The following is a 26,272-nucleotide window of genomic DNA, read 5'->3' as shown; positions in this document are numbered from 1 at the left end:
AGCCCCGATGGTCATCGATCAGTGTCGGCATGAGCATCGCGGCACAAAATAACTGATCGAGTGAGGGTGATATGAGGAGACTGCGACCGGCTCGCATGGCCGCTGCATGGCTGCTGCTGTTGCTTGGATCCTGTGGCGGGGGCGGTGGCGGCGGCACGGGTTCCCTGACGCCGGAGGTGCCTCTGCCGCCGGTATCGACCACGCTGCCTGCGCCCGGTTCGTTTGGGCGCATGGATCTGGCGCGCATGGCCGGTCTGATTGAAGTCGCTGGCAATGTTCAGTACTTCCATCCCAGCGACGGCGTTGCCGCGACCGATTGGCAGGATTTCTATCAGTACGCGATGCTGAGGGTCTCGCGGGTGGCCGGTGACGCCGAGTACCTGGCCCTGCTGCGCGAGTTGTTCGCCAATGTCGCGCCTTCCGTGCGCTTCAACGAACCTGGCGCCTCCTACGAAGCGCCAGCGCAAGCCAGCTTGCTGGCCTGGGTTCAGAACGGCTACACCGAGGACGCTTCGGGCAGCGCCGACATGGCCGCGTATCACCGCGAGCGGGTCACGCTGTCGGCTTCGGCCTTGGGCGCCGCGCCCGGGCTGCCGACTGCCGCGCAACTGCGCTACACGGTGCAGGGCATCGAGGTCATGCAGCCCCTGGTACAGCGCAGCGAAGGAGGCGTCAGCCTGCCGAAGAGCAGCGCCTTCTCGGTCAGCCAATGGCGCGGCGCACGACAGTTCGGCGAGCCCGCCGTGTGCCTGGCCGAGATGGGACGGGTCTGGACGGTGATCCGCAATTTCTGGCCCTATCACGACACCATCAAGCCGGGCTGGAGTGCCGAGCTGCCGCAAATGCTTGCCGCCTGCGATCCGCAGGTTGGCGCGGACAAGGCAGCTGCCAATGCAGCGCGGCAGCTGCGGCTCAGCCTCAGCAAGCTGCAGGACAACCATGTGGTGCTGCGCTCAACGCTGGAGCAGTTCAACCAGATGGCGCCCTTCGTGGCCCAAAGTGTCGAGGGACGCACCTTGATCGTCCAGGTTCTGGCTTCCGGGCTGGGCGTGCAGGTGGGCGATGAACTACTGTCCGTCGATGGGGTCGCCGTTGATGAACTGCTGCGCCCGATGTTGGCGGAATCCACCAGCAGCGAGCACCGGACCCGAAGCCGCCTGCTGGCCCAGCGCTTCTTGCGCTCTGCCGATGCCAGGCAATACCGGCTGCAGCTGGCAGACGCCAAGGGCGCGCGCCGCGAGCAACTGGTTTCCAGCATCGCCACCACGCCAACCAGCGTTCATGCGCTGTACAGCGTGGCGGCAGGCCGGCCGATGATTGAAAAACGTGCCGACGGCCTGGTGGTGATCAACCTGGTGACGCTGGATCCGCAGAATCTCCCGGCTGCGCTGGCTGCGATGGAGCAGGCCCGTGCCGTGGTACTGGACCTGCGCGGCTATCCGGTCAGCTGGGACGCCTGGTGGTCCGTGCTGGCGCGGCTAGCGTCCCGGCCTCTGCAATCGCTGCCCATGTTCGAACACCGGCCGGTTGCGCCGGGGCCGGTGGTCGTCAAGACCCGCGTCCCTCAGGAGATAGAGCCGGCATCGCCGCGTGTGACGGCGCCGGTCGTGGCACTTTCCAGCCCGTACTGCATCAGCCAGAACGAGCATGTGCTGGGCTATGTCCAGAGCGCCGGCATTGCCATCATCGGCGAGCCAACCATGGGCATCAACGGCGACATCACCAGCATGCGCTTGCTGCGCGAGGGCAGCACGTCTGCGGGCTCTATCACCTTCACCGGACTGGAAGTCACGCAGCATGACGGCAGCCGGCTGATCGGCGTCGGCATCCAGCCCACGGTCCTGAAGGTCCGTACCGTGCAAGCCTTGCGCGAAGGGCGAGACGAAGTGCTGGAGGCCGGCCTGGCCTATCTGAAGGCGCGTCTGTGACGCTGATTCAACCGCGGGCGATGGGTCGGCGCGGGTCGGCCGACCATTCGCTCCAGGAGCCTGGATAGAGCGTGGAGCCGGCCAGCCCGGCATGTTCCATGGCCAGCAGATTGATGCAGGCGGTGACGCCGGAGCCGCAGTAGTGGACCGTGGCCTCGGCGCCATGCGGCGCCAGCAGCGGCTCGATCTCGGCGCGCAGCTGCGCGGCCGGCTTGAAGCGGCCGTCCGCGGCCAGGTTGTCCTTGAAGAAGCGGTTGCTGGCGCCGGGGATGTGGCCGGCCTGCTTGTCCAGCGGCTCGACCTCGCCGCGGAAGCGTTCGCCGGCCCGGGCGTCGATCAGCCTCAGGGTGCCAAGTCTTGCCTGCAGCGCTTCGGCCGAAATGGTCGGCGAGAGCGAGCTGACGGCCGCGAAGCTGCTGGCTTGCGGCGCCGGCGGCTCATGGCTGCTGAGCGGTCCACCGGCGGCAGACCAGGCGGCCAGGCCGCCATCGAGCACGGCCACGGCTTCATGGCCCAGCCAGCGGAGCATCCACCACAGGTGGGCGGCATAGGGGCTGCCCTGGTTGTCGTAGGCCACGACCTGGGTCTCGGCCTTCAGGCCCAGGGCGCGCATGCGTTCGGCGAACCATTCGCGATCCGGCAGCGGATGGCGGCCGTTCAGGCCGGTCATGGGGGCGCAGGTGTCGCGGTCCAGGTGCAGGTAGTGCGCGCCCGGCAGATGGCGTTCGCGCCAGCCGCGTTCGCCGGCGGCGGTGTCGGCCAGCTCGAAGCTGCAGTCGACGATCAGCAGGGACTGGTGCTGCTTCTCGAGTTGCAGCAGCTCGGCGGCCGAGATCAGGGTGCGGTAGACAGGATGGCTCATCAGGATTCGCTCACGGCATGAGGAGAGGATTCGACGCGGCTGCGCAGCAGCGTGGCGGCCAGGCCGGCGCCGACGATCAGGACTATGCCCAGCACGGCGGTCCAGTGCAGCAGTTCGTTGAACAGCCAGACGCCGTAGAGGCTGGAGAACACGATGCCCAGGTACTGCAGGCTGGCATTGACCAGGGTCTTTCCGCGGCCATAGGCGCGGGTCATCATCAACTGCGCCACGGTGGCCAGCAGGCCCACGGCCAGTAGCAGGGCCAGGCCCTTGGGACTGTGCGAATGGAAACGGGTCGGCCCGACGATGCCGGACAGGCTGACCAGGGCGCCGGCGATCACGCCGCCGACCGAGAAGTAGAAGACGATGCGGTATTCCGGCTCGCCCGCCCGGCCCAGGGCCGTGATCTGCAGATAGGCCAGGGCCGAGAGCATGCCGGACAGCAGGCCTGCGATGCCGTGCCAGGCCTGTTGCTGGTCTATGGTCGGCCGCAGCACCAGGGCTACGCCGACGAAACCCAGCAGCACGGCCGCGACCAGGCGCGAGTCGACCTTGTTGGTGCCCAGCAGCACGGCACCGCCGATCAGGAACAGCGCCATCCAGACCGAGGACATGTAGTTCAAGGTCATGGCCGTGGCCAGCGGCAGTTGGCCTATCGAATAGAACCACAGCGACAGCGCGCAGACGCCCGACAGGCTGCGCCAGAAATGCATGGCCGGCACCGTGGTGCGCAGGCTGAGCCCGTGGACCCTGGCCATCAAGGCGATCATCGCCACGCCGACCAGGCCGCGGTACATCACGATCTCGCCGGCGCCGTAGTCGGAGGACGCCAGCTTGACGCAAACGCTCATGGTGGCGAACAGGAAGCTGGCGGCGATCATCAGCAGCGAGGAGGTCATGCGCGCATTCTGCATGGCCCAGAAAGCGGAAGGCCACCTCGGGGGGCGGCCTTCTTTCGCGGGATCAGGCGGGCTGGTCCATCAGCCGGCGGTACCACTCGTGGAAGTGCTGCATGCCGTCTTCCATCGGGCTCTGGTAGGGGCCGATCTCGTTGTCCCCGCGCTCCATCAGGGCCTTGCGGCCGGCGTCCATGCGGATCGCGATCTCGTCATCCTCGACGCAGGTCTCCATGTAGGCGGCCTGGTGGGCTTCGACGAAGTCGCGCTCGAAGGCGTGGATCTCCTCCGGGTAGTAGAACTCGACGATGTTGGTGGTCTTCTGCGGCCCCTTGGGGAACAGCGTAGAGACCACTAGCACATGCGGATACCACTCGACCATGATGTGCGGGTAGTAGGTCAGCCAGATCGCGCCCTGCTTGGGCGGCTCGCCGCCGCGGAAGGCCAGCACCTGCTCGTGCCATCTGCTGTAGGTGTCCGAACCCGGCTTCTCCAGCGCCTTGTGGATGCCCACGGTCTGCACCGAATGGTGCTCGCCGAATTCCCAGGCCAGGTCCTCGCAGGTGACGAACTGCCCCAGGCCCGGGTGGAAGGGGCCCACGTGGTAGTCCTCGAGATAGACCTCGATGAAGGTCTTCCAGTTGTAGTCGCACTCGTGGACCTTGACCGAGTCGAGTACATAGCCCGAGAAGTCCAGTTCGGCCGTCGGGCCCATGCGGGCCAGGTTGGTGGCGACCTCATGACCGTTGTCCTCGAACAGCAGGCCGTTCCATTCGCGCAGCGGGTAGCGATTCAGGTTCAGGCAGGGGTCCTGCTCGAAATGCGGGGCCCCGACCAGCTGACCCTTGAGGTCGTAGGTCCAGCGGTGCAGCGGGCAGACGATGTTGCTGCGCGTGTTGCCCCGGCCCTTGAGCATGACCGCCTGGCGGTGGCGGCAGACGTTGGAGATCAGCTCGATGCCGGTCGGCGTCCGCACCAGGGCGCGGCCTTCGCCTTCCTGGGGCAGGGCGTAGTAGTCGCCCACCTCGGGAATCGCCAGCGCGTGCCCGAGGTAGCGAGGACCCGGTTGGAACAGCAGCGCCTGCTCCTTGCGGAACAGGGCCTCGTCGAAATAGGAAGTGACGGGCAGCTGGGTCTTGCTGCGTTCAAGCGCCGAGACGGTGAGGCTCAGGTCGGACATGATCCAAAGGGGTCTCCAAGAAACCAATGTCAACCCCCCGGCACGGTCGCGGCCTCCGCCGCGCTGCACCGGGTTTGTGCTGATGAGAAAAGTACAAAGCCCGACTTGCGCCGGGCCCGGATGCCAAACAGGCGCCAGCCACTGCACGGCCGGCGGCCGTCTAATGGTTTGCGCGAGGGCGGGATTGTACCCAAGCGGCCGCCCTTGGGGCGGCGAGGGTTGCCTGTCTGCACTGGAGGCCGGGTTGCTGTCAACTGTTGCGTTCCGAAACCACCCTCCTGGACGAGGCGCCGGAATCGCTCAGCGCGCTGACTACAATGTCACGTTTCGCGTATTGAAATGAGCAAGGCGCCCGAATCCTCCACCAAGTCCGCCCGGTCCGTCCGCGGCGGTGCCGGCCCTGTTCCAGCCAGTTACGAGTCGGCCCTGGCCGAACTGGAACAGCTGGTGTCGGCCATGGAGGGTGGCCAGCTCCCCTTGGATCAACTGCTCGACAACTATCGGCGCGGCGCCGAATTGCTGGGCTTTTGCCGGGAGCGTCTGGTGGCGGTGGAGCAGCAGGTCAAGCTGCTCGACGCCGGCGAACTGAAGCTCTGGGAGGATGCCTGACCGTGGACGCCGCACGATTTGATGCCTGGGCGCTGCATGCGCTGGACCGCGTGGAAGCGGCCCTGGAGCGCTGGGTGCCCGAGGATTCGCCTGCTGGCCTGGGCGAAGCCATGCGCTATGCCGTGCTGGGTGGCGGCAAGCGCCTGCGCCCGCTGCTCGTGCTGGCCGCCTGCGAGGCCGCCGGTGGTTGCAACGAAGCGGCCCTGCGCGCAGCCTGCTCGGTGGAGTTGATCCACGCCTATTCCCTGGTCCATGACGACATGCCTTGCATGGACGACGACGTGATGCGCCGCGGCAAGCCCACTGTCCACGTGGCTTTCGGTGAAGCGCAGGCCATGTTGGCTGGCGACGCCATGCAGGCCCTGGCCTTCGAGGTGCTGACGCCCGACGACGGCGTCGAGCCGGCTCTGCAGGCACGTCTATGTGCACTGCTCGCACGCTCCGCTGGTCACGCGGGCATGGCCGGCGGGCAAGCCATCGACCTGGCCAGCGTCGGCCGCCAGCTCGACGAAGCTGCGCTGTGCGATATGCACAGGCGCAAGACCGGCGTACTCTTGCAGGCCAGCGTGCTGATGGGCGCGGCCTGCGGCAAGCTGGACCAGCGCGCCTGGGATGCCCTGGCCGACTATGGGGCCGCCATAGGCCTGGCCTTCCAGGTGGTGGATGACATTCTGGACGTGACCCAGGCCTCCGAGGTGCTGGGCAAGACGGCGGGCAAAGACCAGGACGCCAACAAGCCGACCTATGTGTCGGTGCTGGGCCTGGAACAGGCCCGTGGCTATGCGCAGACGCTGCGTGACCAGGCCCATGCCGCCCTGGCCGCCAGCGGTCTGGCCGATACCAGCCGGCTGGCCCAACTGGCCGACAAGGTCGTGGAGCGTGACAACTGAGCCCTCCGGCTCGGTTGCCGCACAGTAGAACAGGACAGACATGAACTACGCCCTGCTGAAGACCGTCAACAGCCCGGCCGACCTGCGACGCCTGCCGCGCGCAGACCTGCCCCGGCTGGCTGAGGAGCTTCGCAGCTACGTGCTCGAGTCGGTGTCCAAGACCGGCGGTCATCTGGGCTCCAACCTGGGCACGGTGGAGCTGACGATTGCGCTGCACTACGTCTTCAACACGCCGGAAGACCGGCTGGTTTGGGACGTGGGCCACCAGACCTATCCCCACAAGGTGCTGACCGGCCGCCGCGAAGGCATGAGCGGCCTGCGCCAGCTGGGCGGCATCAGCGGCTTCCCGCGCCGCGACGAGAGCGAGTACGACACCTTCGGCACCGGCCATTCCTCGACCTCGATCTCGGCCGCGCATGGCATGGCCATGGCGGCCAAGCTCAAGGGCGAGGACCGCAAGGCCGTGGCCATCATCGGCGACGGCGCGATGACGGCCGGCATGGCCTTCGAGGCGCTGAACAACGCCGGCGTGCAGCAGGGCGGCCTGCTGGGCGACCTGCTGGTGATACTGAACGACAACGACATGTCGATCAGCCCGCCGGTCGGCGCGCTGAACAAGTACCTGGCTAGGTTGATGAGCGGCAAGTTCTACGCAGCGGCCCGCGAAGGCGCCAAGACGGTGCTGAAGAACACGCCGCTGTACGAATTTGCCCGCCGCTTCGAGGAGCACACCAAGGGCATGGTCGTGCCAGGAACGATCTTCGAGGAATTCGGCTTCAACTACGTCGGCCCGATCGACGGCCATGACCTCGACGCCCTGATCCCTACGCTGGAAAACCTGCGCGACAAGAAGGGCCCGCAGTTCCTGCACGTGGTCACCAAGAAGGGCGCCGGCTACAAGCTGGCCGAAGCCGATCCGGTCAAGTACCACGCGGCCTCGGGCAAGTTCGACCCGGCCGTCGGCTTCGTCAAGCCGGCCCAGCCGCCCAAGCAGACCTTCACCCAGGTGTTCGGCGACTGGCTGTGCGACATGGCCGAGCAGGACAAGCGCCTGGTCGGCATCACGCCGGCCATGCGCGAAGGCTCGGGCATGGTGGACTTCCACAAGCGCTTCCCCGGCCGCTATTTCGACGTGGGCATCGCCGAGCAGCATTCGGTTACCTACGCCGCTGGCCTGGCTTGCGAGGGCCTGAAGCCGGTGGTGGCGATCTACTCGACCTTCCTGCAGCGCGCCTACGACCAGCTGGTCCATGACGTGGCGATCCAGAACCTGCCGGTGCTGTTCGCGCTGGACCGGGCCGGCCTGGTCGGTGCCGACGGCGCCACCCACGCCGGCAATTACGACATCGCCTATACGCGCTGCATTCCGAACATGGCGGTGTTGACGCCGGCCGACGAGAACGAGTGCCGCCAGGCCCTGTACACCGGCTTCCAGTTCGATGGTCCGGTGACGGTGCGCTACCCGCGCGGCGCCGGTGCCGGCGTCGAACCGCAGAAAGCCATGCAGGCGCTGCCCTGGGGCAAGGGCGAGGTCCGCCGCCGCGGCTCGCGCATCGCCATCCTGGCCTTCGGCACTGTGCTGTACCCGGCCCTGGCGGCCGCCGACAAGCTGGACGCCACCGTGGCCAACATGCGCTTCGTCAAACCGCTGGACCATGAGCTGGTGGCCGAGCTGGCCCGCAGCCATGATGTGCTGGTGACCATCGAAGAAGGCTGCGTGATGGGCGGCGCCGGCAGTGCCGTGCTCGAGAGCCTGCAGGCGGCCGGCCTCCATGTGCCGGTGCTGCAGCTGGGCCTGCCCGACGAGTTTGTCGAACATGGCGATCCGGCCAAGCTGATGAGCCAATGCGGCCTGGATGCCGCCGGCATCGAGCGCTCGGTGCTCGAACGCTTCGGCCCGCGCCCGGCCATGCGTGCCGCCGCCAACGGCTGAAGGCAGGATGGCCCCACGCCGGCAAGGCTGGTGGCATGCTGTCATGCTCTCGACTCAGCAGTAACCCGCGCCATTGGCCCTGAGGGCTGGAAACGCGACCCCCGAATGAACCAGATCACCAGCGCCCTGTTGCACCACATCCCCGACACCCAGAGTGAGCGTGACGAGCGCCACCTGGTGATCCAGCGAGTGGGCGTCAAGGACGTGCGCTATCCGCTGCAGGTCGTGGTGGCGGGCAAGGCCCAGCCCACCGTGGGCAACTGGACGCTGGACGTGATGCTGCCGGCCGAGAAGAAGGGCACGCACATGTCCCGCTTCGTGGCTTGGCTCGACGCGCTGCAGGCACCGCTGGATGCGGCTTCGCTGCGCGAATTGCATGGCCAGATGCTGGCCAAGCTGGAAGCCGTCGAGGGCCGCATCGAGGTGCGCTTCCCGTTCTTCCTGCGCAAGCGCGCGCCGGTCTCCGGTATCGAATCGATGCTGGACTACCAGGGCGCCCTGATTTCGGAGACCCGTGGCGGCCGCACCAGCGTCCATGCCGAGGTGGCGGTGGCGGTCAAGAGTCTGTGCCCCTGCTCCAAGGAGATCTCCGACTACGGTGCCCACAACCAGCGCTCGCTGGTGACGATCCGCGCCGAGGTCAAGGATGCCTCGCTGAGCTGGGCCGAGCTGGTCCGCTTCGCCGAGGAGAGCGCCTCCAGCGAGATCTGGCCGCTGCTCAAGCGCAGCGACGAGAAGTGGATCACCGAGCATGCCTACGAGAACCCCAAGTTCGTCGAGGACCTGGTGCGGGACGTGGCGCTGCGCCTGAATGCCGAGCCGCGGATTGGTGCCTATTCGGTGGATGTCGAGAACTTCGAGTCCATCCACAACCACTCGGCCTACGCGCGCATAGAGCGCGGCTGATCAATCAATCGAGGCTGAAGAGTCTCTCCTCGATGCGTCGTGCTTCGGCGCGCAGGCAAGCTATCAGCTCTTCGGTCAATGCCTGCTTGGGTCGATGCAAAGGCCGCAGCAAGCTCACACGGAACGGCACCGACACCGCCAGCCGCCTCAACTGCAAGCGTTCGCCCGCGCAGGCCAGGGCAGTCAATGGGTTGACGATGGCCAGCCCGAGACCTTGCTCCACCATGGCACAGACGGCCACGGCGCTATGGGTTTCCAATGCCAGCCGCCGCTGCACGCGAGCCTGATCGAACAGGCTGTCGAGCTGGACCCGGTAGGGGTCGTCGGCGGCCAGGCTGACAAAACCTTGGCCCTGGAAGTCAGCCAATGACAGAACCGGCTTGGTTAGCAGTGCATGTCCTGGCGGCAGCACGGCGACTTCGTCCAGACTCAGCAAAGGCTCCAGCACCGTGCCTGGTGGCGCCGTGCTGCCCTCGGTCAGGCCGAGGTCGAAGCGCTGGGCGGCCATCCATTCCTCCAGCAGCGGCGACTCCTGCGGGGTGATTGCCAACCTGGCATTCGGTCGCTGCCTGAGCAAGGCGGCGCAAGCTGCCGGCAACAGCGCATGGGCCAGCGCGGGCAGGGCCAGCACGGCGAGCTGCTCGTTCTCTGCCCGACCGAGCTGGCCCGCGCGGGCCAGCACCCGCTCCAGGCCCTGGTAGGAGCGCTGTACCTCATCGAACAGCGCCAACGCCCGGGCCGTGGCCTGCAGCCGGCCGCGCTCGCGCTCGAACAAGGCATAGCCCAGCAACTGTTCCAGGCGGGCCAGCTCGCGGCTGACCGTGGGTTGCGAACTGTGCAGCAGCTCGGCCGCACCGGTGACGCTGCCGGCGCGCATCACGGCGCGGAAGACTTCGATGTGGCGGTGCGAGATCACGCACAGACCATATCAGGAATGGATTGAATCTAAACAACAAAGTATTTGAGTGAATGGATGGGGCCTGTCAGCATCCAAGCCATGCCTCAAGATCTGAACCCCTCCATGCTCCGCTCGCTGGCCCAACGTTTCGGCACTCCGCTGTGGGTCTACGACGCAGCCACCATCCGCGAACGGATTGCCGCGTTGAAGGCCTTCGACACGGTTCGCTTCGCCCAGAAGGCCTGCTCCAACACCCATATCCTGCGGCTGATGCGGGAGCAGGGCGTCAAGGTCGATGCGGTGTCTCGTGGTGAGATCCTGCGGGCGTTGGCGGCAGGCTATGTTGCCGGGCCGGACGGCGAGATCGTCTTCACCGCCGACCTGCTGGACCGTGAAACCCTGGCCGCCGTGGTCGAGCACCAGGTGCCGGTCAATGCCGGGTCGATCGACATGCTGCGACAGCTCGGCGCGGTGTCCAAGGGACACAAGGTCTGGCTGCGCATCAATCCCGGCTTCGGCCACGGCCACAGCAACAAGACCAACACCGGCGGCGAGCACAGCAAGCATGGCATCTGGCATGCGGAACTGAGCACGGCGCTCGACGTGATCCGAGCCGAGGGCCTGCTGCTGGTCGGTCTGCACATGCATATTGGTTCGGGTGTCGACTACGGCCACTTGAGCCAGGTCAGCGGTGCGATGGTCGAGCTGGTGCGCCAGGCCCACGCGGCCGGCCATGACCTGCAGGCCATCTCTGCCGGCGGTGGCTTGTCCATTCCCTATCGGACCGGCGATGCAGTGATCGATACCGCCCACTATTTCGGCCTCTGGGATGCGGCCCGCAAGCAGGCCGAAGCCGTGGTCGGCCATGGACTGCACCTGGAGATCGAGCCGGGCCGTTACCTGGTCGCTGAATCGGGCCTGCTGCTGACCGAGGTGCGGGCGGTCAAGGATGCCGGCGCCAATCATTTCGTGCTGGTCGATGCTGGCTTCAACGAGCTGATGCGGCCAGCCATGTACGGCGCCTTTCACGCGATGAGCCTTCTACCGGCCGATGGCGGCGAGCGCGCCCTGCGGCCCTCGGTCGTGGCCGGCCCCCTGTGCGAGTCCGGCGACGTGTTCACGCAGGGCGATGGCGGCGTGGTGCTCACCCGCGACCTGCCCGAAGCGCGGGTCGGCGACCTGCTGGTGATCCACGACACAGGCGCCTATGGGGCTTCCATGTCCAGCAACTACAACAGCCGGCCACTGACCGCCGAGGTGCTGATCGACGGCGGCGAGGCGCGCCTGATCCGCCGCCGCCAGACGGTGGAAGAGCTGCTGACGCTCGAGGCCTGATAGGGAATTGCTAAAAGGGTCATTTGATCAATCAAAACTAACGACATCTCGGGGTCGATATAGTTCCGGCTATCCCATCAACCCACGTTTCCAAGGAAAACGAGATGTCGCTGATCAACACCCAAGTCCAGCCCTTCAAGACCGAGGCTTTCCACAACGGCAAGTTCATCGAAGTCACCGAGCAAAGCCTCAAGGGCAAGTGGTCCGTGCTGATCTTCATGCCGGCCGCCTTCACCTTCAATTGCCCGACCGAAGTCGAGGACGCTGCCGACCATTACGCCGAGTTCCAGAAGGCCGAGACCGAGGTCTACATCGTCACGACCGACACGCATTTCGCCCACAAGGTCTGGCACGAAACCTCGCCGGCCGTCAGCAAGGCCAAGTTCCCCCTGGTCGGCGACCCGACGCATCAGCTGACCAATGCCTTCGGCGTGCACATCCCCGAAGAAGGCCTGGCCCTGCGCGGTACCTTCGTGATCAACCCGGAAGGCGTGATCAAGACGGCCGAGATCCACTCGAACGAGATCGCCCGTGATGTCAAGGAAACGCTGCGCAAGCTGAAGGCTGCCCAGTACACGGCCAAGAACCCGGGCCAGGTCTGCCCGGCCAAGTGGAACGAAGGCGCCAAGACCATCGCTCCGTCGCTGGACCTGGTCGGCAAGATCTGATGATCCTCTTTGCTGCGAGCCCGGGAGGGCTTGCAGCAATCCCCAGAGAGCCGCGCAAGCGACTCTGAAAGCGTCCGCACGGGGCGCTTCCAGAGTGGCTGGTCACGCCACGCCTGAACGATCAAGGAGCAGCACCATGTTGGACGACACCCTGAAGACCCAGCTCAAGGCCTATCTCGAGCGCGTCACCCAGCCTTTCGAGATCGAGGCTTCGCTGGACGAAGGCGACAGCTCGCGGGAATTGCTGGCCCTGCTGCAGGACATCGCCGCGATGTCCGACAAGATCAGCCTGAGCACCGCCGGCCAGGATGCGCGCAAGCCGTCCTTCAGCCTGCGCCGCACCGGCACGAATCAAAGCCTGCGCTTTGCAGCCATCCCGCTGGGCCACGAGTTCACCTCGCTGGTGCTGGCCCTGTTGTGGACCGGCGGCCATCCGCCCAAGGTCGAGCAGGACGTGATCGAGCAGATCAAATCGCTGGATGGCGAGTACAGCTTCGAGGTCTACATGTCCCTCAGCTGCCACAACTGCCCGGACGTGGTGCAGGCGCTGTCGCTGATGTCGGTGCTGAACCCCAAGATCAAGACCGTGGTGATTGACGGCGCGCTGTTCCAGACCGAGGTCAATGAGCGCGAGATCATGGCCGTGCCCAGCATCTACCTGAATGGCCAGCCCTTCGGCTCGGGCCGCATGACGGCGGAAGAGATAGTCGCCAAGCTGGACGCCGGCGCGGCCGACAAGGACGCTGCCAAGCTTTCCGCAAAGGAGGCCTTCGACGTGCTGGTCGTCGGCGGCGGCCCGGCCGGCGCGGCGGCGGCCGTGTATGCCGCCCGCAAGGGCATTCGCACCGGCATCGCCGCCGAGCGTTTCGGCGGCCAGGTCAACGACACCCTGGCCATCGAGAATTTCATTTCGGTGCTCGAGACCGACGGTCCCAAGTTCGCCATGGGCCTGGACGCCCATGTGAAGGCCTATGGCGTCGACGTGATGAACCTGCAGCGCGGTGACAAGCTGATCCCGCCCGCCACCCCCGGTGGCTTGGTCGAGGTGCAGCTGGCCAATGGCGGCACGCTCAAGAGCAAGACCGTGATCCTCTCCACCGGCGCGCGCTGGAGGAACGTCAACGTGCCCGGCGAGCAGGAATACAAGAACAAGGGCGTGGCCTACTGCCCGCATTGCGACGGCCCGTTGTTCAAGGGCAAACGCGTCGCGGTGATCGGTGGTGGCAACTCCGGCGTCGAGGCGGCCATCGACCTGGCCGGCCTGGTCAGCCATGTGACCCTGCTCGAATTCGGCGAGGCCCTGCGTGCCGATGCGGTGCTGGTCAACAAGCTCAAGAGCCTGCCCAACGTCACGATCCACGTGCAGGCTCAAACCACCGAGCTGACCGGTGACGGCAGCAAGCTCAATGGCCTGAACTACACCGACCGCGCCAGCGGCGAGTCACGCCATATCGAGCTCGAAGGCGTGTTCGTGCAGATCGGCCTGGTGCCCAACACCGAATGGCTGAAGGGCGTGGTCGAGCTCAGCAAGCACGGCGAAATCATCGTCGACGCCAAGGGCCAGACCTCGGTGCCTGGCGTGTTCGCAGCCGGCGATGCGACCACCGTGCCTTTCAAGCAGATCATCATCGCGGCCGGCGACGGCGCCAAGGCGGCCCTGGCGGCCTTCGATCACCTGATACGTACGCCGGCCGTTCAGGCCGCTTGAAGCGCGGGTCGCCGGCTGGTCCACAAGCCTTCCAGGCTGTAGACCGCCAGCGCCGCCCAGATCAGCGCGAAGCCGATCATCCGCGTCGGCTGGAAGGGCTCGTGGTAGAGCCAGACGCCCAGGCCGAACTGGATGCTGGGCGCGATGTACTGCAATAGGCCGAGCGTGGTCATAGGGATGCGGCGCGCACCGGCGGCAAACAGCAGCAGGGTGACGGCCGTGAGCGGCCCGGCCAGCAGGAGCAGCAACAGCGTGCTGCCGTCACCGATGACGAAGGCGCTATGGCCTTGCCAGCTCCACCAGGCGAGGGCGGCGATGGCCAGCGGAGCGAGCACCAGGGTCTCGACCGTCAGCCCTTCCAGTGCACCCAGCGGCGCGATCTTGCGCAGCAGGCCGTAGATGCCGAAGCTGAAGGCCAGCGTCAGCGCCACCCAGGGCAGGCGGCCGCCTTGCACCGTCAGCCACAGCACGCCGGCAGCGGCCAGGCCAACGGCCAGCCACTGCAGCTTGCGCGGCCGTTCGCGCAGCACGGCAAAGCCCAGGGCCACATTGACCAGCGGGTTGATGAAGTAGCCCAGGCTGGCATCCAGCACATGGTCGTTCTGCACTGCCCAGACATAGACCAGCCAGTTGCAGGCCAGCAGCAGGGCCGAGACGGCAAAGGCCGCCACGACCTTGGGTTTGGAGAGCAGCTCGCGCATCCAGGCGAAGCGCTTCATCACCGCCAGCAGCACCAGCACGAAGGCCAGCGACCAGACCGTGCGGTGGGCGACCACTTCCAGGGCGCCGACCTGGCTCAGCAGCTTGAAGAACAGCGGAAACAGGCCCCAGGAGGCATAGGCAGCGGCTGCGTACAGCGCGCCCTTGGACGATTCTTGGCTCATGGCGCGGATTGTCCGGCGCCTACCTTGACCTTTGCTGAAGCGGGAAATCCAGCGTGCGTCCAGGCCGGGGCTGGCGCCTAATGGCGGCCATGCCCCGCATTGTCTTCACGCCGCAGCTGCGCCGCTTCGTCGAGGCGCCGGATTTCGAGACCGGCGAATTGCGCCTGCGTGACGCGCTGGAAGCCTGCTTCGCCGCCCATCCGCGCCTGCGCGGCTATGTGCTGGACGACCAGGCTCATCTGCGCGCCAACGTGGTGATCTTCATAGACGGCCGCCGCCAGCGCGATGCCGTGGGCCTGAGCGACGAATTGCAGGCCGGCAGCACGGTCCATGTGCTGCAGGCGCTTTCCGGAGGATGAGCAGGATGACATCGAGCACCAAGACCGCCTGGGCCGCCACCCGCAAGGGCCTGTTCGAGCTGAACCGCGATGCGGCCGGCCAATGGCAGATCGCCAATCTCAGCTTCATCGCCGAGCCGGTGACCATGCTGCTGCCCGCGCCGGCCGGCCAGCGCATGCTGGCGGCACTGAACCTGGGGCATTTCGGCGTCAAGCTGCACGGCTCGGACGATGGCGGCAAGACCTGGCGCGAGCTGGCCGTGCCGACTTTCCCGGCCCAGCCCGAGGGTGCCCAGGGGCCGGCCTGGAAGCTGGTGCAGATCTGGTCGCTGGAGCGCGGCGCCGACGGCGTGATCTGGGCCGGCACCATTCCCGGCGCCTTGTTCCGCAGCAGCGACCAGGGCGAAAGCTGGCAGCTGGTCGAATCGCTGTGGCATCGCGAAGAGCGCCTCGAATGGTTCGGCGGCGGCTACGAAGCGCCGGGCATCCACTCGGTCTGCCCGCATCCGTCCAGCGGCCGCGAGCTGCTGCTGGGTATCAGCTGCGGCGGCGCCTGGCACAGCAGCGATGGCGGCGAGGCCTGGGCCACCCGGTCGACCGGCATGAAGGCGCTGTTCATGCCACCCGAGCGGCAGGACGACCCCAACATCCAGGATCCGCACCGCATCGAGCGCTGCCGTGCCGTGCCCGAGGTGTTGTGGTGCCAGCATCACTGCGGCATCTGGCGCTCCAGCGACAACGGCGCGAGCTGGCAGGAGCTCAAGGCCGAGCCTTCCAGCTTCGGCTTCGCAGTCGCCGCCCATCCGCTGGATGCACAGACTGCCTGGTTCGTGCCTGCCGTCAAGGACGAAAGGCGGCTGCCGGTCGATGCCGCCCTGTGCGTGCTGCGCACCCGCGACGGTGGCAGGACTTTCGAGACGCTGCGCAATGGCCTGCCGCAGCTACATTGCTACGACCTCGTGTACCGCCACGGCCTGACCGTGGACGGCACCGGTCAGCAACTGCTGATGGGCAGCACCACCGGTGGCCTGTGGGCCAGCGGCGATGCCGGCGACAGCTGGCAGACGGTTTCGCTGAACCTGCCGCCCATCTATGCCGTCCGTTTTTCCGAATGACCCCGCAGTACCAACCTGAGCCCATGCCCATGCGCCTGACTGTTTCCGTCCTCAGCCTGCTGGCGGCCTCGGCCGTCCAGGCCCAGACGCCGCCGCCCGCGGCCGCTTCCGCACCAGCCTACGACTCGGCCGCCAACTACACCAAGTACGAATACAAGGTCCCGGTGCGCGACGGCAAGAAGCTGTTCACCGTGGTCTACGTGCCCAAGGAAGCGGCGCGCGATGCCGCCAAAACCTATCCCTTCCTGATGGTGCGCACGCCCTACAGCTGCGGCCCCTATGGCGTGGACAACATGGGCGTACGCCGCCTGGCGCCCAGCGAGGACTTCCTCAAGGCCGGCTACATCTTCGTCTGCCAGGACGTGCGCGGCCGCTACATGTCCGAAGGCCATTTCGTCGAGATGACGCCCCATGTGGCGAACAAGAAGAGCAAGAACGACGTGGACGAGAGCAGCGACACGCACGACAGCGTGCAGTGGCTGCTGGACCATGTGAAGGGTCACAACGGCAAGCTGGGCCTCTGGGGCATCTCGTACCCGGGCTTCTACGTCGCGGCCTCCATCATCGACTCGCACCCGGCCATCAAGGCCGCGTCGCCGCAGGCGCCCATCGCTGACTACTTCATGCGCGATGACGGCTATCACGGCGGCGGCCTGATGCTGGTCCACAACTACGGCTTCTTCACCAGCTACAAGGTGCAGGACAACCCCACCATAGGTCCCAAGGGCTCGCTACCCTTCGACTACAACAGCCGCGACGGCTACGACTACTTCCTGAAGCTGGGCAACCTGGCGAACATCCAGAAGAGCTTCGGACCCAAGGGCGAACGCAACCCCTATTTCGACCAACTGGTTGACAACGACACCTACAACGAGCACTGGAAGGCGCGCGCCATCCCGCCGCACCTCAAGGGCATCAAGGCGGCCGTGCTGACCGTGGGCGGCTGGTACGACGCCGAAGACCTGGCCGGCCCGCTGTCGGTCTACAAGCACATCAAGGCGCAGAACCCCGGCAGTTCCAACCAGCTGGTGATGGGCCCCTGGGTGCATGGCGGCTGGTCACGCTCGGTGGGCAAGGCCCTGGGCCAGATCAGCTTTGCGCAGAACAACAGCGAGTTCTTCCAGAAGAAGATCGTGTTCCCGTTCTTCGAGCAGCACCTGCGCGGCGCGGCCGATGCCAAGCTGCCCGAGGCCTATATGTTCGAGACCGGCACCAATGTCTGGCGCCAGTACGATGCCTGGCCGCCGGCCCAGGCCAAGGCCAGGACGCTGTACTTCCAGCCGGGCGGCAAGCTGGGCTTCACGCCGCCGGCCGCTGCGCAGTCGGCCTTCGACCAGTACATCAGCGACCCCAACAAGCCCGTGCCCTTCGTCGGCTACACGGCGCTGTCGATGCCGCAGGAATACATGGTCAGTGACCAGCGCTTCGCCGCCACCCGGCCCGATGTGCTGGTCTACGAGAGCGAGGTGCTGGAGGAGGATGTGACCGTGGCCGGCCCGGTGGGCGCCAAGCTCTTTGTCTCGACCAGCGGCACCGATTCGGACTGGGTGGTCAAGCTGATCGACGTGCATCCGCCCGAGGCCGGTGAGCCCCCGGGCGCCCGCAGCCGCGATGGCGCACCCAGTGACCCGGAAACGCCCAAGAGCAATTTCGGCGGCTTCCAGCAGCTGGTGCGTGGCGACCCGCTGCGCGGCCGTTTCCGCAACAGCTTCGAGAAGCCCGAGGCCATGGTGCCGGGCAAGGTGGAGCAGATCGCCTTCGACCTGCCGGACGTGAACCACACTTTCCGCCGCGGCCACAAGATCATGGTCCAGGTGCAAAGCAGCTGGTTCCCGCTGATCGACCGCAATCCGCAGAGCTTCGTGCGCATCCGCGATGCCAAGCCCGAGGACTTCAAGGCGGCGACCCAGAAGGTCTACCGCTGGAAGGATCAGGCCTCCGGCCTGGTGCTGCGCGTGATCGACTGAAGCACGATCGCCAACCCCTGAAGGCCTGACCATTCGGGCCCCGGCGAAGCGCTCAACACGAGCGCTTCGCCGCTTTCCGGGTGGCGGATCTGCAGCTCCAGCGCATGTAGCCACAGCCGCTGCAGGCCCAGATGGGCCGCGACGGCGCGGTTCAGCGGCCCCTTGCCATGGGTGGCGTCGCCGACGATGGGGTGGGCGATGTGCTTCAGGTGGCGGCGGATCTGGTGGCGCCGGCCGGTCTCGGGCCGCAGCTCCAGCAGGGCATAGCGGCTGGTGGCGAAGCGAGGGTCAGTCGCCAGCGGCCATTCCGCCCGGGCCAGGACCTGCCAGGCCGTGCGCGCTTCCAGCAGCGGCTGGCCGGCCGAGGGCTTCTCGGGGTCGCGGGCCAGCGGATGGTCGATCTGTCCGGCGTCCTCGGCCGGCCAGCCCCGCACCAGGGCCAGGTAGCGCTTTCGCACCTCGCCGCGGTCAAAGGCCTGGCCGGCGAGCGAGGCCATGTCGGCGTCCAGCGCGAACAGCAGCACGCCCGAGGTGCCCTTGTCCAGCCGGTGCACCGGCCAGACCGGCTGGCCCAATTGATCGCGCAGCAGTTGCAGGGCGGCGCGCTCTTCCTGGGCGTCCAGCTGGGTGCGGTGCACCAGCAATCCGGCCGGCTTGGCTATGGCCACCAGGCGTTGGTCCCGGTGGAGGATGTGCAATTCGTCATCCATGGTGTTGCAGATGCTTGCAACTTCCCCTGTTCGAGGGGTTAGTCGCTGCGGTGATCGTCCGAAAAAATCTTGTCACGTTCGAAAGAGATGATGACGCAGCGATTCGGGAGACTGCCATGCCAACCACCTACACCGTCGGACACCGCTCCACCCTCGGCTCGGTCTGGGCCCGGCTGTTGAGCCTGCTGGGTGTCCAGCAAGACCAGAGCTGGCCACCGCGCCAGCGCCTGGCGCGCTGAGCCAGCGTTCAGGCCAGGTCCCCGTCCACGTAGTACCAGACACCGTCCTCGCGGACGAAGCGGCTGGTCTCGTGCAGCCGCCAGGCCCGGCCGCCCAGCTTGCTGCGGGCGACGAATTCCACCGTGGCATGGTCAGCGTCCTGCTGGCCATGCTTTTTTATTTCCAGGCCCAGCCATCTGAGGCCCGCCTCGTTGGCCGCCAGGTCCTCGGGCCGCTTGCTCGAATGCCAAGTCGCGCGCAGATAGTCCAGCTGATCGAGCACGAAGGCGCTGTAGCGCGAGCGCATCAGGACTTCGGCGCTCAAGGCGGTCAGTTCGCCGGTGTCGGCGAAGCGCCGGTGCAGCTCGCCGCAGCAGGCGGCGTAGGTCTTGCCGCTGCCGCAGGGGCAGTCTTTCGGGAGGGTGGGGTGGCTCACGGCCGGCATGATGCCACTGCCTACAATCGCGCCGATGAGTCCGCCTGACCAAGAAGACCTGTTTGCCGCCCCTGCCAGCAGCGGACTGTTGAAGAACCTGAATCCCGAGCAACTGGCTGCCGTGACCGCGCCGGCCGAGCCGGCCCTGATCCTGGCCGGCGCGGGTTCGGGCAAGACCCGCGTGCTGACCACCCGCATCGCCTGGCTGCTGCAGACCGGCCAGGCCTCGCCGGGCTCAATCATGGCCGTGACCTTCACCAACAAGGCGGCCAAGGAAATGGTCACCCGGCTGACCACCATGCTGCCGGTGAACGTGCGGGGCATGTGGATAGGCACCTTCCACGGCCTGTGCAACCGCTTCCTGCGCGCCCACTGGAAACAGGCCAAGCTGCCGCAGAGCTTCCAGATCCTCGACTCGACCGACACGGTCTCGGCGATCAAGCGGGTGATACGGGGCCTGAACCTGGACGAGGAGCGCTTCGTGCCCAAGCAGGTGTCCTGGTTCATCGCCGGCGCCAAGGAAGACGGCCTGCGGCCCAAGGACATAGAGCAGCACGACGAGCAGACCCGCAAGCTGGCCGAGATCTACCAGGCCTACGAGGACCAGTGCCAGCGCGAAGGCGTGGTCGACTTTGCCGAGCTGATGCTGCGCTCCTACGAGCTGCTGCGCGACGACGCGCTGCTGCGCCAGCATTACCAGCAGCGATTCCGCCACCTGCTGGTCGACGAATTCCAGGACACCAACAAGCTGCAGTACGCCTGGCTGAAGATGTTCGCGCCGCCCGGTGCCGGGCAGGGTGTGTTCGCCGTCGGCGACGACGACCAGAGCATCTATGCTTTCCGCGGCGCGCGGGTCGGTAATATGTCGGACTTCGAACGCGAGTTCCGGGTGCGCCAGGTGGTCAAGCTGGAGCAGAACTACCGCAGCTTCGGCAACATCCTCGACACCGCCAATGCCCTGATCGGCCACAACAGCCGCCGCCTGGGCAAGAACCTGCGCACCGAGGCCGGTCCCGGCGAGCCGGTGCGTGTCAACGAGGTCAGCAGCGACTTCAACGAAGCCCAGTGGCTGATCGAGGAGGCCCAGGCCCTGCACCGCTCGGGCATGCCGCGCAGCGAGATCGCCGTGCTCTACCGCAGCAATGCCCAGTCGCGGGTGATCGAGTCGGGCCTGTTCAATGCCGGCATTCCCTACCGGGTCTATGGCGGCCTGCGCTTCTTCGAGCGGGCCGAGGTCAAGCATGCGCTGGCCTACCTGCGCCTGATCGAGAACCCCAACGACGACACCAGCTTCCTGCGCGTGGTCAACTTCCCGGCCCGCGGCATTGGCGCCCGCACCATGGAACAGCTGCAGGATGCAGCCCGCGCCAGCGGCCGCAGCCTTTACCAAAGCGTGGCTGCCGTGCCCGGCAAGGGCGGCGTCAACCTGGCTGGGTTCGTCAATCTGGTCGAGTCCATGCGCAACCTGACCCAGGGCCACAACCTGCGCGACATCATCGAGCGGGTGGTCGAGAGCTCCGGGCTGGCGGACTTCTACCGGCTTGAGAAGGAAGGCGCCGAGCGGCTGGAGAACCTGGGCGAACTGGTCAACGCGGCCGAGGCCTTTGTCACCCAGGAGGGCTTCGGCAAGGATGCTGTGGCCCTGCCGGTGGACGAGCTGGGCCCGGGCAGCATCGCCGAAGGCCTGCCCGCCGCCGTGGCCCGTGCCGAGCCGGCCGTGCCCGATGCAGAGACCGGAGAGATCATTTCGCCGCTGGCCGCCTTCCTGAGCCATGCCTCGCTGGAGGCCGGCGACAACCAGGCCCAGGCCGGCCAGGACGCGATCCAGCTGATGACCGTGCATTCGGCCAAGGGCCTGGAGTTCGACGCGGTCTTCATCACCGGCCTGGAAGAGGGCCTGTTCCCGCACGAGAACTCGCTGTCCGACGGCGATGGACTCGAGGAGGAGCGGCGCCTGATGTATGTCGCCATCACACGGGCGCGCCAACGGCTGTACCTCAGCTTCTGCCAGACCCGCATGCTGCACGGCCAGACCCGCTACAACGTCAAGAGCCGCTTCTTCGACGAGCTGCCGGAAGCCGCGCTGAAATGGCTGTCGCCGCGCAACCAGGGCTTCGGCTCCGGCTTTGCCCGCGACTACCAGCAGGCCTGGCAGCGCGGCAGCGGGCTCAAGTCCATGGTCGGCGCGGGTCGCTATGCCGAAAAGCCGGCCTGGGTCGAGCCGCCGGTACCGGCGGCCATGGTCAAGAAGGTGGATGCAGAGCATGGCGGCCTGAGGGTCGGCAAGAGCGTGTTCCACAACAAGTTTGGCGAGGGCGTGCTGATGACGCTGGAAGGCAGCGGCGTCGACGCCCGCGCCCAGATCAACTTTGGCCGCCACGGCACCAAGTGGCTGGCCCTGTCGGTCGCCAAGCTGACGCCGATTGATTGAATAGCGAACGAGAGAGAGCATGAGGGAGCGCATGAGATTTCTGTTGTCCGGCCTGGCATTGAGCCTGGCCATGAGCGGGCTGGCCCAAGCCGGTTCCAGCCTGCCCATGCGGCTCGGCGATGCGGCCCGGCCGCTGGCCTACAAGCTGGACCTGAAGATCGACCCCAACCAGCCGCGCCACAGCGGCCAGGTCGAGATCCAGCTGGAGCTGGCGGCGGCGATGAAGGAGCTGCGGCTGCATGCCAAGGAGCTGCGCATCGCCAAGGTCGAGTACCGGCCCGAGGGCGGTGGCAAGGCCAGGGCGGGCAAGGCGGTGAAGGCCGACGAGGACAGCGCCTGGCTTCGCTTCCCCCAGGGCCTGCCGGCCGGTCGCGGCACGCTGCGTCTGACTTTCACGGGCGTGACCAGCGAGCAGGAGACGCTGGGCCTGTTCCGCCAGCGCGAGGGCGGTGACTGGTATGCGATCACCCAGTTCGAGGACCTGGGCGCGCGCATGGCCTTCCCTTCGTTCGACGAGCCGGGCTGGAAGGTGCCCTGGACGCTGAGCCTGACCGTCCCGGAGAAGCAGGTGGCCGTGGCCAACGAGCCGGTCGAGAGCGAGGCTCCGGCCGGCAAGGGCTGGAAGAAGATCGCCTTCAAGACCACGCCGCCGCTGCCCAGCTACCTGCTGGCTTTTGCGGTCGGCCCGTTCTCGGTCAAGGAAGGCGGCAGCGTGGGCGCCACGCCGTTGCGCTACTTCACGCCGCGCGGCCGCGCCGACGAGGCCAGCTTCGCCGCATCGGCCACGCCGGCCGTGGTCCAGGAACTGGAGCGCTGGTTCGGCATGCCGCATCCGTTCCGCAAGCTGGACAGCCTGGTGATCCCGCTGACCGAGAACTTCGGTGCGATGGAGAACGCCGGCCTGATCACCTACGCCGGCAACCTGATCCTCGGCAAGCCCGGCAACGAGACCCTGAACCTGCAGCGCAGCTATGTGTCCATCGCGGCCCACGAGATCGCCCACCAGTGGTTCGGCAACCATGTGACCATGGCCTGGTGGGACGACCTCTGGCTGAACGAGTCCTTCGCCTCCTGGATGGGCGACAAGATCACGGCCAGGGTGCGCCCCGGCTGGCGCTGGGAGCTGAACACCCAGGGCGAGCGCCGCAAGGCCATGGGCGGCGATCGTCTGCCCACGGCGAGGCGCGTCCACCAGCCGGTGCGGACCAACGAGGACCTGGGCACGGCCTTCGACGAGATCACCTATTCCAAGGGCCAGAGCGTGCTGTCCATGTTCGAGTCCTGGCTGGGCGAGGAGCGCATGCAGGCCGGCGTCCGGCGCTACATCCAACGCCATGCCGGCTCAAGCGCCACCGGCGAGCAGTTCGTGCGCGCGATCTCGGACGGTGACAAGGAACTTCAGCAGGCCTTCACCACCTTCATCGACCAGGCCGGCATTCCGGTCGTGAGCTTCGAGCTGCAATGCGACGAGGCCCGGGCTCCGCAGCTGCTGCTGAGCCAGTCGCGCTACCGGCCGCTGGGCGTCAAGAGCATGCCGGACACGCGCTGGATGATTCCGGTCGTGCTGCGCAGCCCGGCGGGTGTGACCCGCCATCTCCTGAAGTCGCAGAGCGAGGCGGTCCAGCTGCCCGACGCCAGCTGCCCGGCCTGGCTGCAGCCCAATGCCGACGGCAAGGGCTACTACCGCTCGCGCCTGGAAACGGCCCTGCTGCAACCGCAGCAATACAACGCCGGCGAGCTGCTGGCGATGATGGATGACCAGTTCGCGCTGACCCAGAGCGGCGACCTCAAGCTCAGCGAGATGCTGCCGCTGCTGCGCACGCTGGCGGCCGATCCGCGGCGCGAGCTGAAGGAGTTCGCGCTGGAGACGCTGGCCGCCATCGACCCGCTGTTCGGTGCCGATCAGCGCGCCGGCTACGCGGCCCTGCTGCAAAGCCTTTACGGCCCATTGGCTCGCGAGCTGGGCTGGCGGCCGGACGCCAAGGACGACGAGGACCGTCGCCTGCTGCGCCAGTCTCTGCTGCCGCTGATGGCCGATTCGGGCCGCGACGCCGTGCTGCGCGAGCAGGCCTTGCTGTACGCGCGCAGCTGGGTGGCTGCTGCGGCACGCGATGGCAAGCCGCATGAGGAATTGCTGGACCCGGGCCTGCGTTCGGGCGTGCTGCGCTCGGCCGCGCTCGGCGGTGACGCGAACCTGTTCGACGCCATGCTGGGCCTGGCCCGCAAGACGCCGGAGCGCCAGCTGCGCGAGCAGCTGCTGGCGGCCCTGGGCTATTTCGGCGACGCGGTGCTGGCCACGCGGGCCCGCGAGCTGGCCCTGGATGCCCAGCTCGACATCCGCGAAGTGCTGGGCCCGGTGATTGGCCGCCAGACCCGCGATCCGCAGCTGAATGCCGCGGCGCTGGACTTCCTGGTGCAGAACGACGCCGCGATCCGCAAGCGCATCACCAAGGTGGCCGCGGCTTCGCTGCCCGAGGTGGCCGGTGGCGGCTGCAGCCTGGAGCGGGTGCAGCGGCTGCAGCAGCAGTTCGGCCCGGCCGCGGCCCAGCTGGATGCCGGTCCGGCCGTGCTGGCCAAGACGCTTTCGCGCATCGAGCTGTGCAGCGCCTACCGCGAGGCCCAGGCCTCCGACCTGCCGCGCCTGCTGGAATCCGCTCGCCAGCGCTGACTCAGCGTTTGTCCGGGGGGCTTCTTCAGCAGCGCTGAGGAAGCCAGCCGCGCCGTCCTGGTGTCCATTCGGTATCGGCTCCGCCGCAAGGAGCCGCCACCGGAGGACTCATCATGGCTACCCGTTCCGTCATCGCCGTGGACCTGGCCGACGTCTGGGAAGACACCGGCCGCAAGCAGCTGCTGCGCACCCTGGCCTGGGGTGACGAGGTGATGGTCAAGACCGTCACCGACGAGCAGGCGGAGGTCGAGTTCACCGCCTTCGTGGCCGCGGCCGACGGCAGCTCGCTGGCCGAACGCAAGACCGGCTACATCAAGCCGCTCAAGAGCGCCGGCATCAAGGCCGGCGAGGTGGTGATCAAGGCCAGTGCCAACAAGGTGCTGCGAGTCAACTTCGTCGACGTGCAGCAGGGCGACGGCGCGGTGATCGAATCGCCCAAGGGCAAGCTGATGCTGGTCGACGGCGGCGACAACCAGATGTTCGCCCGCTACCTGGCCGGCCGCTATCCGGGCACCAGCCTGGCCAAGCCCAAGGTGGTGGACTGCATCCTGGTCACCCATGGCGATGCCGACCATTTCGAGGGCCTGGTCGAGATCAAGAAGTCCGAGACCAACGCCACGCTGCGCAAGCGACTGTTCATGCAGCCGCTGCGGGTCTATCACAACGGCATCGTCAAGCGGCCCAGCACGCGCGACGGCAAGTCCGTGCCGGACACCGAACTGCTGGGGCCCACGGTGAAGGAGGGCAGCAAGCTCTACCTGAACGGCCTGGTCGACAACCTCCTGAAGGTGCCGGACACCGAGATGAACAAGCCGTTCCGCGAATGGAAGGCGGCATTGGCCGAATACCACCAGCGCTCGCCGGTCGAGTTTCGGCGGCTGGCCTTCGGCGACGACGAGGCCTTCGATTTCTTCAACGAGGCCGGCGTCCGCATCGAATGCCTGGGGCCCCTGGTGAAGAAAGTGGGGGGCAAGCCGGCCCTGCCTTTCCTGGGCGAGCCGCCCAAGGGACCGCGCATAGGCGACGAGGCAACGAGCGACAAGCCACTGGCCTCCAAGGGCAAGTCGGCCTCGCACACGATCAACGGGCATTCCATCGTGTTCCGCCTCAGCTATGGCGGCTTCAGCTACCTGTTCTGCGGCGACCTCAATGACGAGTCCAGCCGCTTCCTGGTCCAGGCCCAGGCCGAGGGGCATCTAGATCTGCGCTCCGAGGTGTTCAAGGTGCCGCACCATGGCTCGGCCGATTTCTCCGGTGCCTTCATCAAGGCCGTGGAGCCGGTGGTCAGCGTGGTCTCCAGCGGGGACGAAAGCGCGCGCAAGGAATACGTGCATCCGCGCGCCACGCTGATGGGCGCGCTGGGCCGCTATTCGCGGGTGGCCGAGCCGCTGGTCTTCGTCACCGAGCTGGTGGCCTTCTTCCAGATGGAGGGCTGGTCCAAGCTCAGCGATGCGGCCAAGGCCAAGACGCGCGGCGAGTTCTTCGGCTTCAGCCGCGCGGCCTACGGCATCGTCAAGACCCGCACCGACGGCCAGCGCCTGCTGGTCTACACCGACAGCGCCAATCTGGCGATGAAGGAGGCCTACGCCTTCGAGCTGGACGAGGCCGGTGCGCCCAGGCCGGCCGCTGTGCGGCGGGTCTGAGCTTGCAGTGAAAAGAAAGGCCGCCCCTCGGGGCGGCCTTTTGCTTGG

22 protein-coding genes are annotated in these 26,272 nt (G+C 66.9%); 15 read left to right on the top strand and 7 right to left on the bottom strand.

All coding sequences use genetic code 11. The features are described 5' to 3' along the window. Positions 1 to 245 precede the first annotated feature (245 nt). The gene (locus QT382_RS14245) at positions 246 to 1,928 is read left to right on the top strand and encodes a S41 family peptidase (protein ID WP_289254765.1); all 1,683 of its coding nucleotides are present in this window, start codon (positions 246 to 248) and stop codon (positions 1,926 to 1,928) included. Between the two features lie 7 nt (positions 1,929 to 1,935). On the opposite strand, the gene QT382_RS14240 is transcribed toward QT382_RS14245, so the two are convergent. From QT382_RS14240 to QT382_RS14230, 3 genes are all read right to left on the bottom strand, one after another. Beyond that, entirely contained in the window at positions 1,936 to 2,790 is an 855-nt protein-coding gene (locus tag QT382_RS14240; protein WP_289254764.1) for a sulfurtransferase, read from the bottom strand. Next, positions 2,790 to 3,689, bottom strand: a complete 900-nt coding sequence (locus tag QT382_RS14235) for a DMT family transporter (RefSeq protein WP_289254763.1) — start codon at positions 3,687 to 3,689, stop codon at positions 2,790 to 2,792. Before QT382_RS14235 ends, QT382_RS14240 begins: the two co-directional genes overlap by 1 nt. 64 nt (positions 3,690 to 3,753) lie before the next feature. Next, entirely contained in the window at positions 3,754 to 4,866 is a 1,113-nt protein-coding gene (locus QT382_RS14230; RefSeq protein ID WP_289254762.1) for an aromatic ring-hydroxylating oxygenase subunit alpha, read from the bottom strand. Positions 4,867 to 5,205: 339 nt separating this feature from the next. Here QT382_RS14230 and QT382_RS14225 point away from each other — a divergent pair, with 339 nt between their 5' ends. The 4 genes from QT382_RS14225 to folE2 all read left to right on the top strand — a co-directional run bounded on the left by QT382_RS14225 (position 5,206) and on the right by folE2 (position 9,204). Then, on the top strand, positions 5,206 to 5,475 hold the full coding sequence (locus QT382_RS14225) for an exodeoxyribonuclease VII small subunit (protein ID WP_289254761.1): 270 nt from the start codon (positions 5,206 to 5,208) through the stop codon (positions 5,473 to 5,475). Positions 5,476 to 5,477: 2 nt separating this feature from the next. Further along, entirely contained in the window at positions 5,478 to 6,365 is an 888-nt protein-coding gene (locus QT382_RS14220) for a polyprenyl synthetase family protein (protein ID WP_289254760.1), read from the top strand. A gap of 40 nt (positions 6,366 to 6,405) precedes the next feature. Then, complete coding sequence (gene dxs, locus QT382_RS14215; protein ID WP_289254759.1) at positions 6,406 to 8,298, top strand: 1-deoxy-D-xylulose-5-phosphate synthase; 1,893 nt, start codon at positions 6,406 to 6,408, stop codon at positions 8,296 to 8,298. A gap of 105 nt (positions 8,299 to 8,403) precedes the next feature. Continuing rightward, positions 8,404 to 9,204 carry a GTP cyclohydrolase FolE2 gene (gene folE2, locus QT382_RS14210; protein WP_289254758.1) on the top strand — a complete coding sequence of 267 codons (801 nt, stop codon included), beginning with the start codon at positions 8,404 to 8,406 and terminating at the stop codon, positions 9,202 to 9,204. A 4-nt stretch (positions 9,205 to 9,208) separates the two neighbouring features. On the opposite strand, the gene QT382_RS14205 is transcribed toward folE2, so the two are convergent. After that, on the bottom strand, positions 9,209 to 10,120 hold the full coding sequence (locus QT382_RS14205; RefSeq protein WP_289254757.1) for a LysR family transcriptional regulator: 912 nt from the start codon (positions 10,118 to 10,120) through the stop codon (positions 9,209 to 9,211). A gap of 81 nt (positions 10,121 to 10,201) precedes the next feature. Between QT382_RS14205 and lysA the strand changes: the two genes are divergently transcribed. The 3 genes from lysA to ahpF all read left to right on the top strand — a co-directional run bounded on the left by lysA (position 10,202) and on the right by ahpF (position 13,813). Then, positions 10,202 to 11,437 (top strand): diaminopimelate decarboxylase, encoded by a 1,236-nt coding sequence (gene lysA, locus QT382_RS14200; RefSeq protein WP_289254756.1) that lies wholly within the window; start codon positions 10,202 to 10,204, stop codon positions 11,435 to 11,437. A 104-nt stretch (positions 11,438 to 11,541) separates the two neighbouring features. Further along, a complete protein-coding gene (ahpC, locus tag QT382_RS14195) occupies positions 11,542 to 12,105 on the top strand; it encodes an alkyl hydroperoxide reductase subunit C (protein ID WP_282826858.1) in 564 nt (187 codons plus the stop codon). 136 nt (positions 12,106 to 12,241) lie between these two features. After that, positions 12,242 to 13,813, top strand: coding sequence for an alkyl hydroperoxide reductase subunit F (gene ahpF / locus QT382_RS14190; protein ID WP_289254755.1), 1,572 nt, complete (start codon positions 12,242 to 12,244; stop codon positions 13,811 to 13,813). Here ahpF and rarD read toward each other — a convergent pair. Next, entirely contained in the window at positions 13,801 to 14,697 is an 897-nt protein-coding gene (rarD, locus tag QT382_RS14185) for an EamA family transporter RarD (protein WP_289254754.1), read from the bottom strand. The two genes, ahpF and rarD, sit on opposite strands and share 13 nt — an antisense overlap. An 89-nt stretch (positions 14,698 to 14,786) precedes the next feature. Here rarD and QT382_RS14180 point away from each other — a divergent pair, with 89 nt between their 5' ends. The 3 genes from QT382_RS14180 to QT382_RS14170 are packed head-to-tail and all read left to right on the top strand — an operon-like array spanning position 14,787 to position 18,117. Then, positions 14,787 to 15,056, top strand: coding sequence for a MoaD/ThiS family protein (locus QT382_RS14180; protein ID WP_289254753.1), 270 nt, complete (start codon positions 14,787 to 14,789; stop codon positions 15,054 to 15,056). A gap of 5 nt (positions 15,057 to 15,061) precedes the next feature. Further along, positions 15,062 to 16,150, top strand: a complete 1,089-nt coding sequence (locus tag QT382_RS14175) for a WD40/YVTN/BNR-like repeat-containing protein (protein ID WP_289254752.1) — start codon at positions 15,062 to 15,064, stop codon at positions 16,148 to 16,150. Between the two features lie 29 nt (positions 16,151 to 16,179). Beyond that, complete coding sequence (locus QT382_RS14170) at positions 16,180 to 18,117, top strand: CocE/NonD family hydrolase (RefSeq protein ID WP_289254751.1); 1,938 nt, start codon at positions 16,180 to 16,182, stop codon at positions 18,115 to 18,117. Here the strand turns inward: QT382_RS14170 and QT382_RS14165 are convergent. After that, positions 18,081 to 18,827: a pseudouridine synthase gene (locus QT382_RS14165; protein WP_289254750.1), complete on the bottom strand. Its 747-nt coding sequence runs from the start codon at positions 18,825 to 18,827 to the stop codon at positions 18,081 to 18,083. The two genes, QT382_RS14170 and QT382_RS14165, sit on opposite strands and share 37 nt — an antisense overlap. Before the next feature lie 116 nt (positions 18,828 to 18,943). Between QT382_RS14165 and QT382_RS14160 the strand changes: the two genes are divergently transcribed. After that, entirely contained in the window at positions 18,944 to 19,066 is a 123-nt protein-coding gene (locus tag QT382_RS14160) for a hypothetical protein (RefSeq protein WP_289254749.1), read from the top strand. A gap of 8 nt (positions 19,067 to 19,074) precedes the next feature. Here QT382_RS14160 and QT382_RS14155 read toward each other — a convergent pair whose 3' ends face one another. After that, positions 19,075 to 19,482 carry a YchJ family protein gene (locus QT382_RS14155; protein ID WP_289254748.1) on the bottom strand — a complete coding sequence of 136 codons (408 nt, stop codon included), beginning with the start codon at positions 19,480 to 19,482 and terminating at the stop codon, positions 19,075 to 19,077. A gap of 34 nt (positions 19,483 to 19,516) precedes the next feature. Between QT382_RS14155 and QT382_RS14150 the strand changes: the two genes are divergently transcribed. The 3 genes from QT382_RS14150 to QT382_RS14140 all read left to right on the top strand — a co-directional run bounded on the left by QT382_RS14150 (position 19,517) and on the right by QT382_RS14140 (position 26,224). After that, complete coding sequence (locus QT382_RS14150; RefSeq protein ID WP_289254747.1) at positions 19,517 to 21,913, top strand: UvrD-helicase domain-containing protein; 2,397 nt, start codon at positions 19,517 to 19,519, stop codon at positions 21,911 to 21,913. A 31-nt stretch (positions 21,914 to 21,944) separates the two neighbouring features. Continuing rightward, positions 21,945 to 24,581 (top strand): M1 family metallopeptidase, encoded by a 2,637-nt coding sequence (locus QT382_RS14145; protein WP_289254746.1) that lies wholly within the window; start codon positions 21,945 to 21,947, stop codon positions 24,579 to 24,581. A gap of 113 nt (positions 24,582 to 24,694) precedes the next feature. Next, positions 24,695 to 26,224, top strand: coding sequence for a ComEC/Rec2 family competence protein (locus QT382_RS14140; protein WP_289254745.1), 1,530 nt, complete (start codon positions 24,695 to 24,697; stop codon positions 26,222 to 26,224). Positions 26,225 to 26,272 lie beyond the last annotated feature (48 nt).

Origin of the sequence: Pelomonas sp. SE-A7 (assembly GCF_030345705.1) — a bacterium.
Classification (GTDB): domain Bacteria; phylum Pseudomonadota; class Gammaproteobacteria; order Burkholderiales; family Burkholderiaceae_C; genus JAUASW01.
This window is presented reverse-complemented; position numbering and strand designations above follow the sequence as displayed.

Coding starts and splice junctions, on each gene's coding strand:
- QT382_RS14245 (WP_289254765.1), top strand. CDS start 246: ATGGCCGGTCTGATTGAAGTCGCTGGCAATGTTCAGTACTTCCATCCC.
- QT382_RS14240 (WP_289254764.1), bottom strand. CDS start 2,790: ATGAGCCATCCTGTCTACCGCACCCTGATCTCGGCCGCCGAGCTGCTG.
- QT382_RS14235 (WP_289254763.1), bottom strand. CDS start 3,689: ATGACCTCCTCGCTGCTGATGATCGCCGCCAGCTTCCTGTTCGCCACC.
- QT382_RS14230 (WP_289254762.1), bottom strand. CDS start 4,866: ATGTCCGACCTGAGCCTCACCGTCTCGGCGCTTGAACGCAGCAAGACC.
- QT382_RS14225 (WP_289254761.1), top strand. CDS start 5,206: ATGAGCAAGGCGCCCGAATCCTCCACCAAGTCCGCCCGGTCCGTCCGC.
- dxs (WP_289254759.1), top strand. CDS start 6,406: ATGAACTACGCCCTGCTGAAGACCGTCAACAGCCCGGCCGACCTGCGA.
- folE2 (WP_289254758.1), top strand. CDS start 8,404: ATGAACCAGATCACCAGCGCCCTGTTGCACCACATCCCCGACACCCAG.
- lysA (WP_289254756.1), top strand. CDS start 10,202: ATGCCTCAAGATCTGAACCCCTCCATGCTCCGCTCGCTGGCCCAACGT.
- ahpC (WP_282826858.1), top strand. CDS start 11,542: ATGTCGCTGATCAACACCCAAGTCCAGCCCTTCAAGACCGAGGCTTTC.
- ahpF (WP_289254755.1), top strand. CDS start 12,242: ATGTTGGACGACACCCTGAAGACCCAGCTCAAGGCCTATCTCGAGCGC.
- rarD (WP_289254754.1), bottom strand. CDS start 14,697: ATGAGCCAAGAATCGTCCAAGGGCGCGCTGTACGCAGCCGCTGCCTAT.
- QT382_RS14180 (WP_289254753.1), top strand. CDS start 14,787: ATGCCCCGCATTGTCTTCACGCCGCAGCTGCGCCGCTTCGTCGAGGCG.
- QT382_RS14175 (WP_289254752.1), top strand. CDS start 15,062: ATGACATCGAGCACCAAGACCGCCTGGGCCGCCACCCGCAAGGGCCTG.
- QT382_RS14170 (WP_289254751.1), top strand. CDS start 16,180: ATGCGCCTGACTGTTTCCGTCCTCAGCCTGCTGGCGGCCTCGGCCGTC.
- QT382_RS14165 (WP_289254750.1), bottom strand. CDS start 18,827: ATGGATGACGAATTGCACATCCTCCACCGGGACCAACGCCTGGTGGCC.
- QT382_RS14160 (WP_289254749.1), top strand. CDS start 18,944: ATGCCAACCACCTACACCGTCGGACACCGCTCCACCCTCGGCTCGGTC.
- QT382_RS14150 (WP_289254747.1), top strand. CDS start 19,517: ATGAGTCCGCCTGACCAAGAAGACCTGTTTGCCGCCCCTGCCAGCAGC.
- QT382_RS14145 (WP_289254746.1), top strand. CDS start 21,945: ATGAGATTTCTGTTGTCCGGCCTGGCATTGAGCCTGGCCATGAGCGGG.
- QT382_RS14140 (WP_289254745.1), top strand. CDS start 24,695: ATGGCTACCCGTTCCGTCATCGCCGTGGACCTGGCCGACGTCTGGGAA.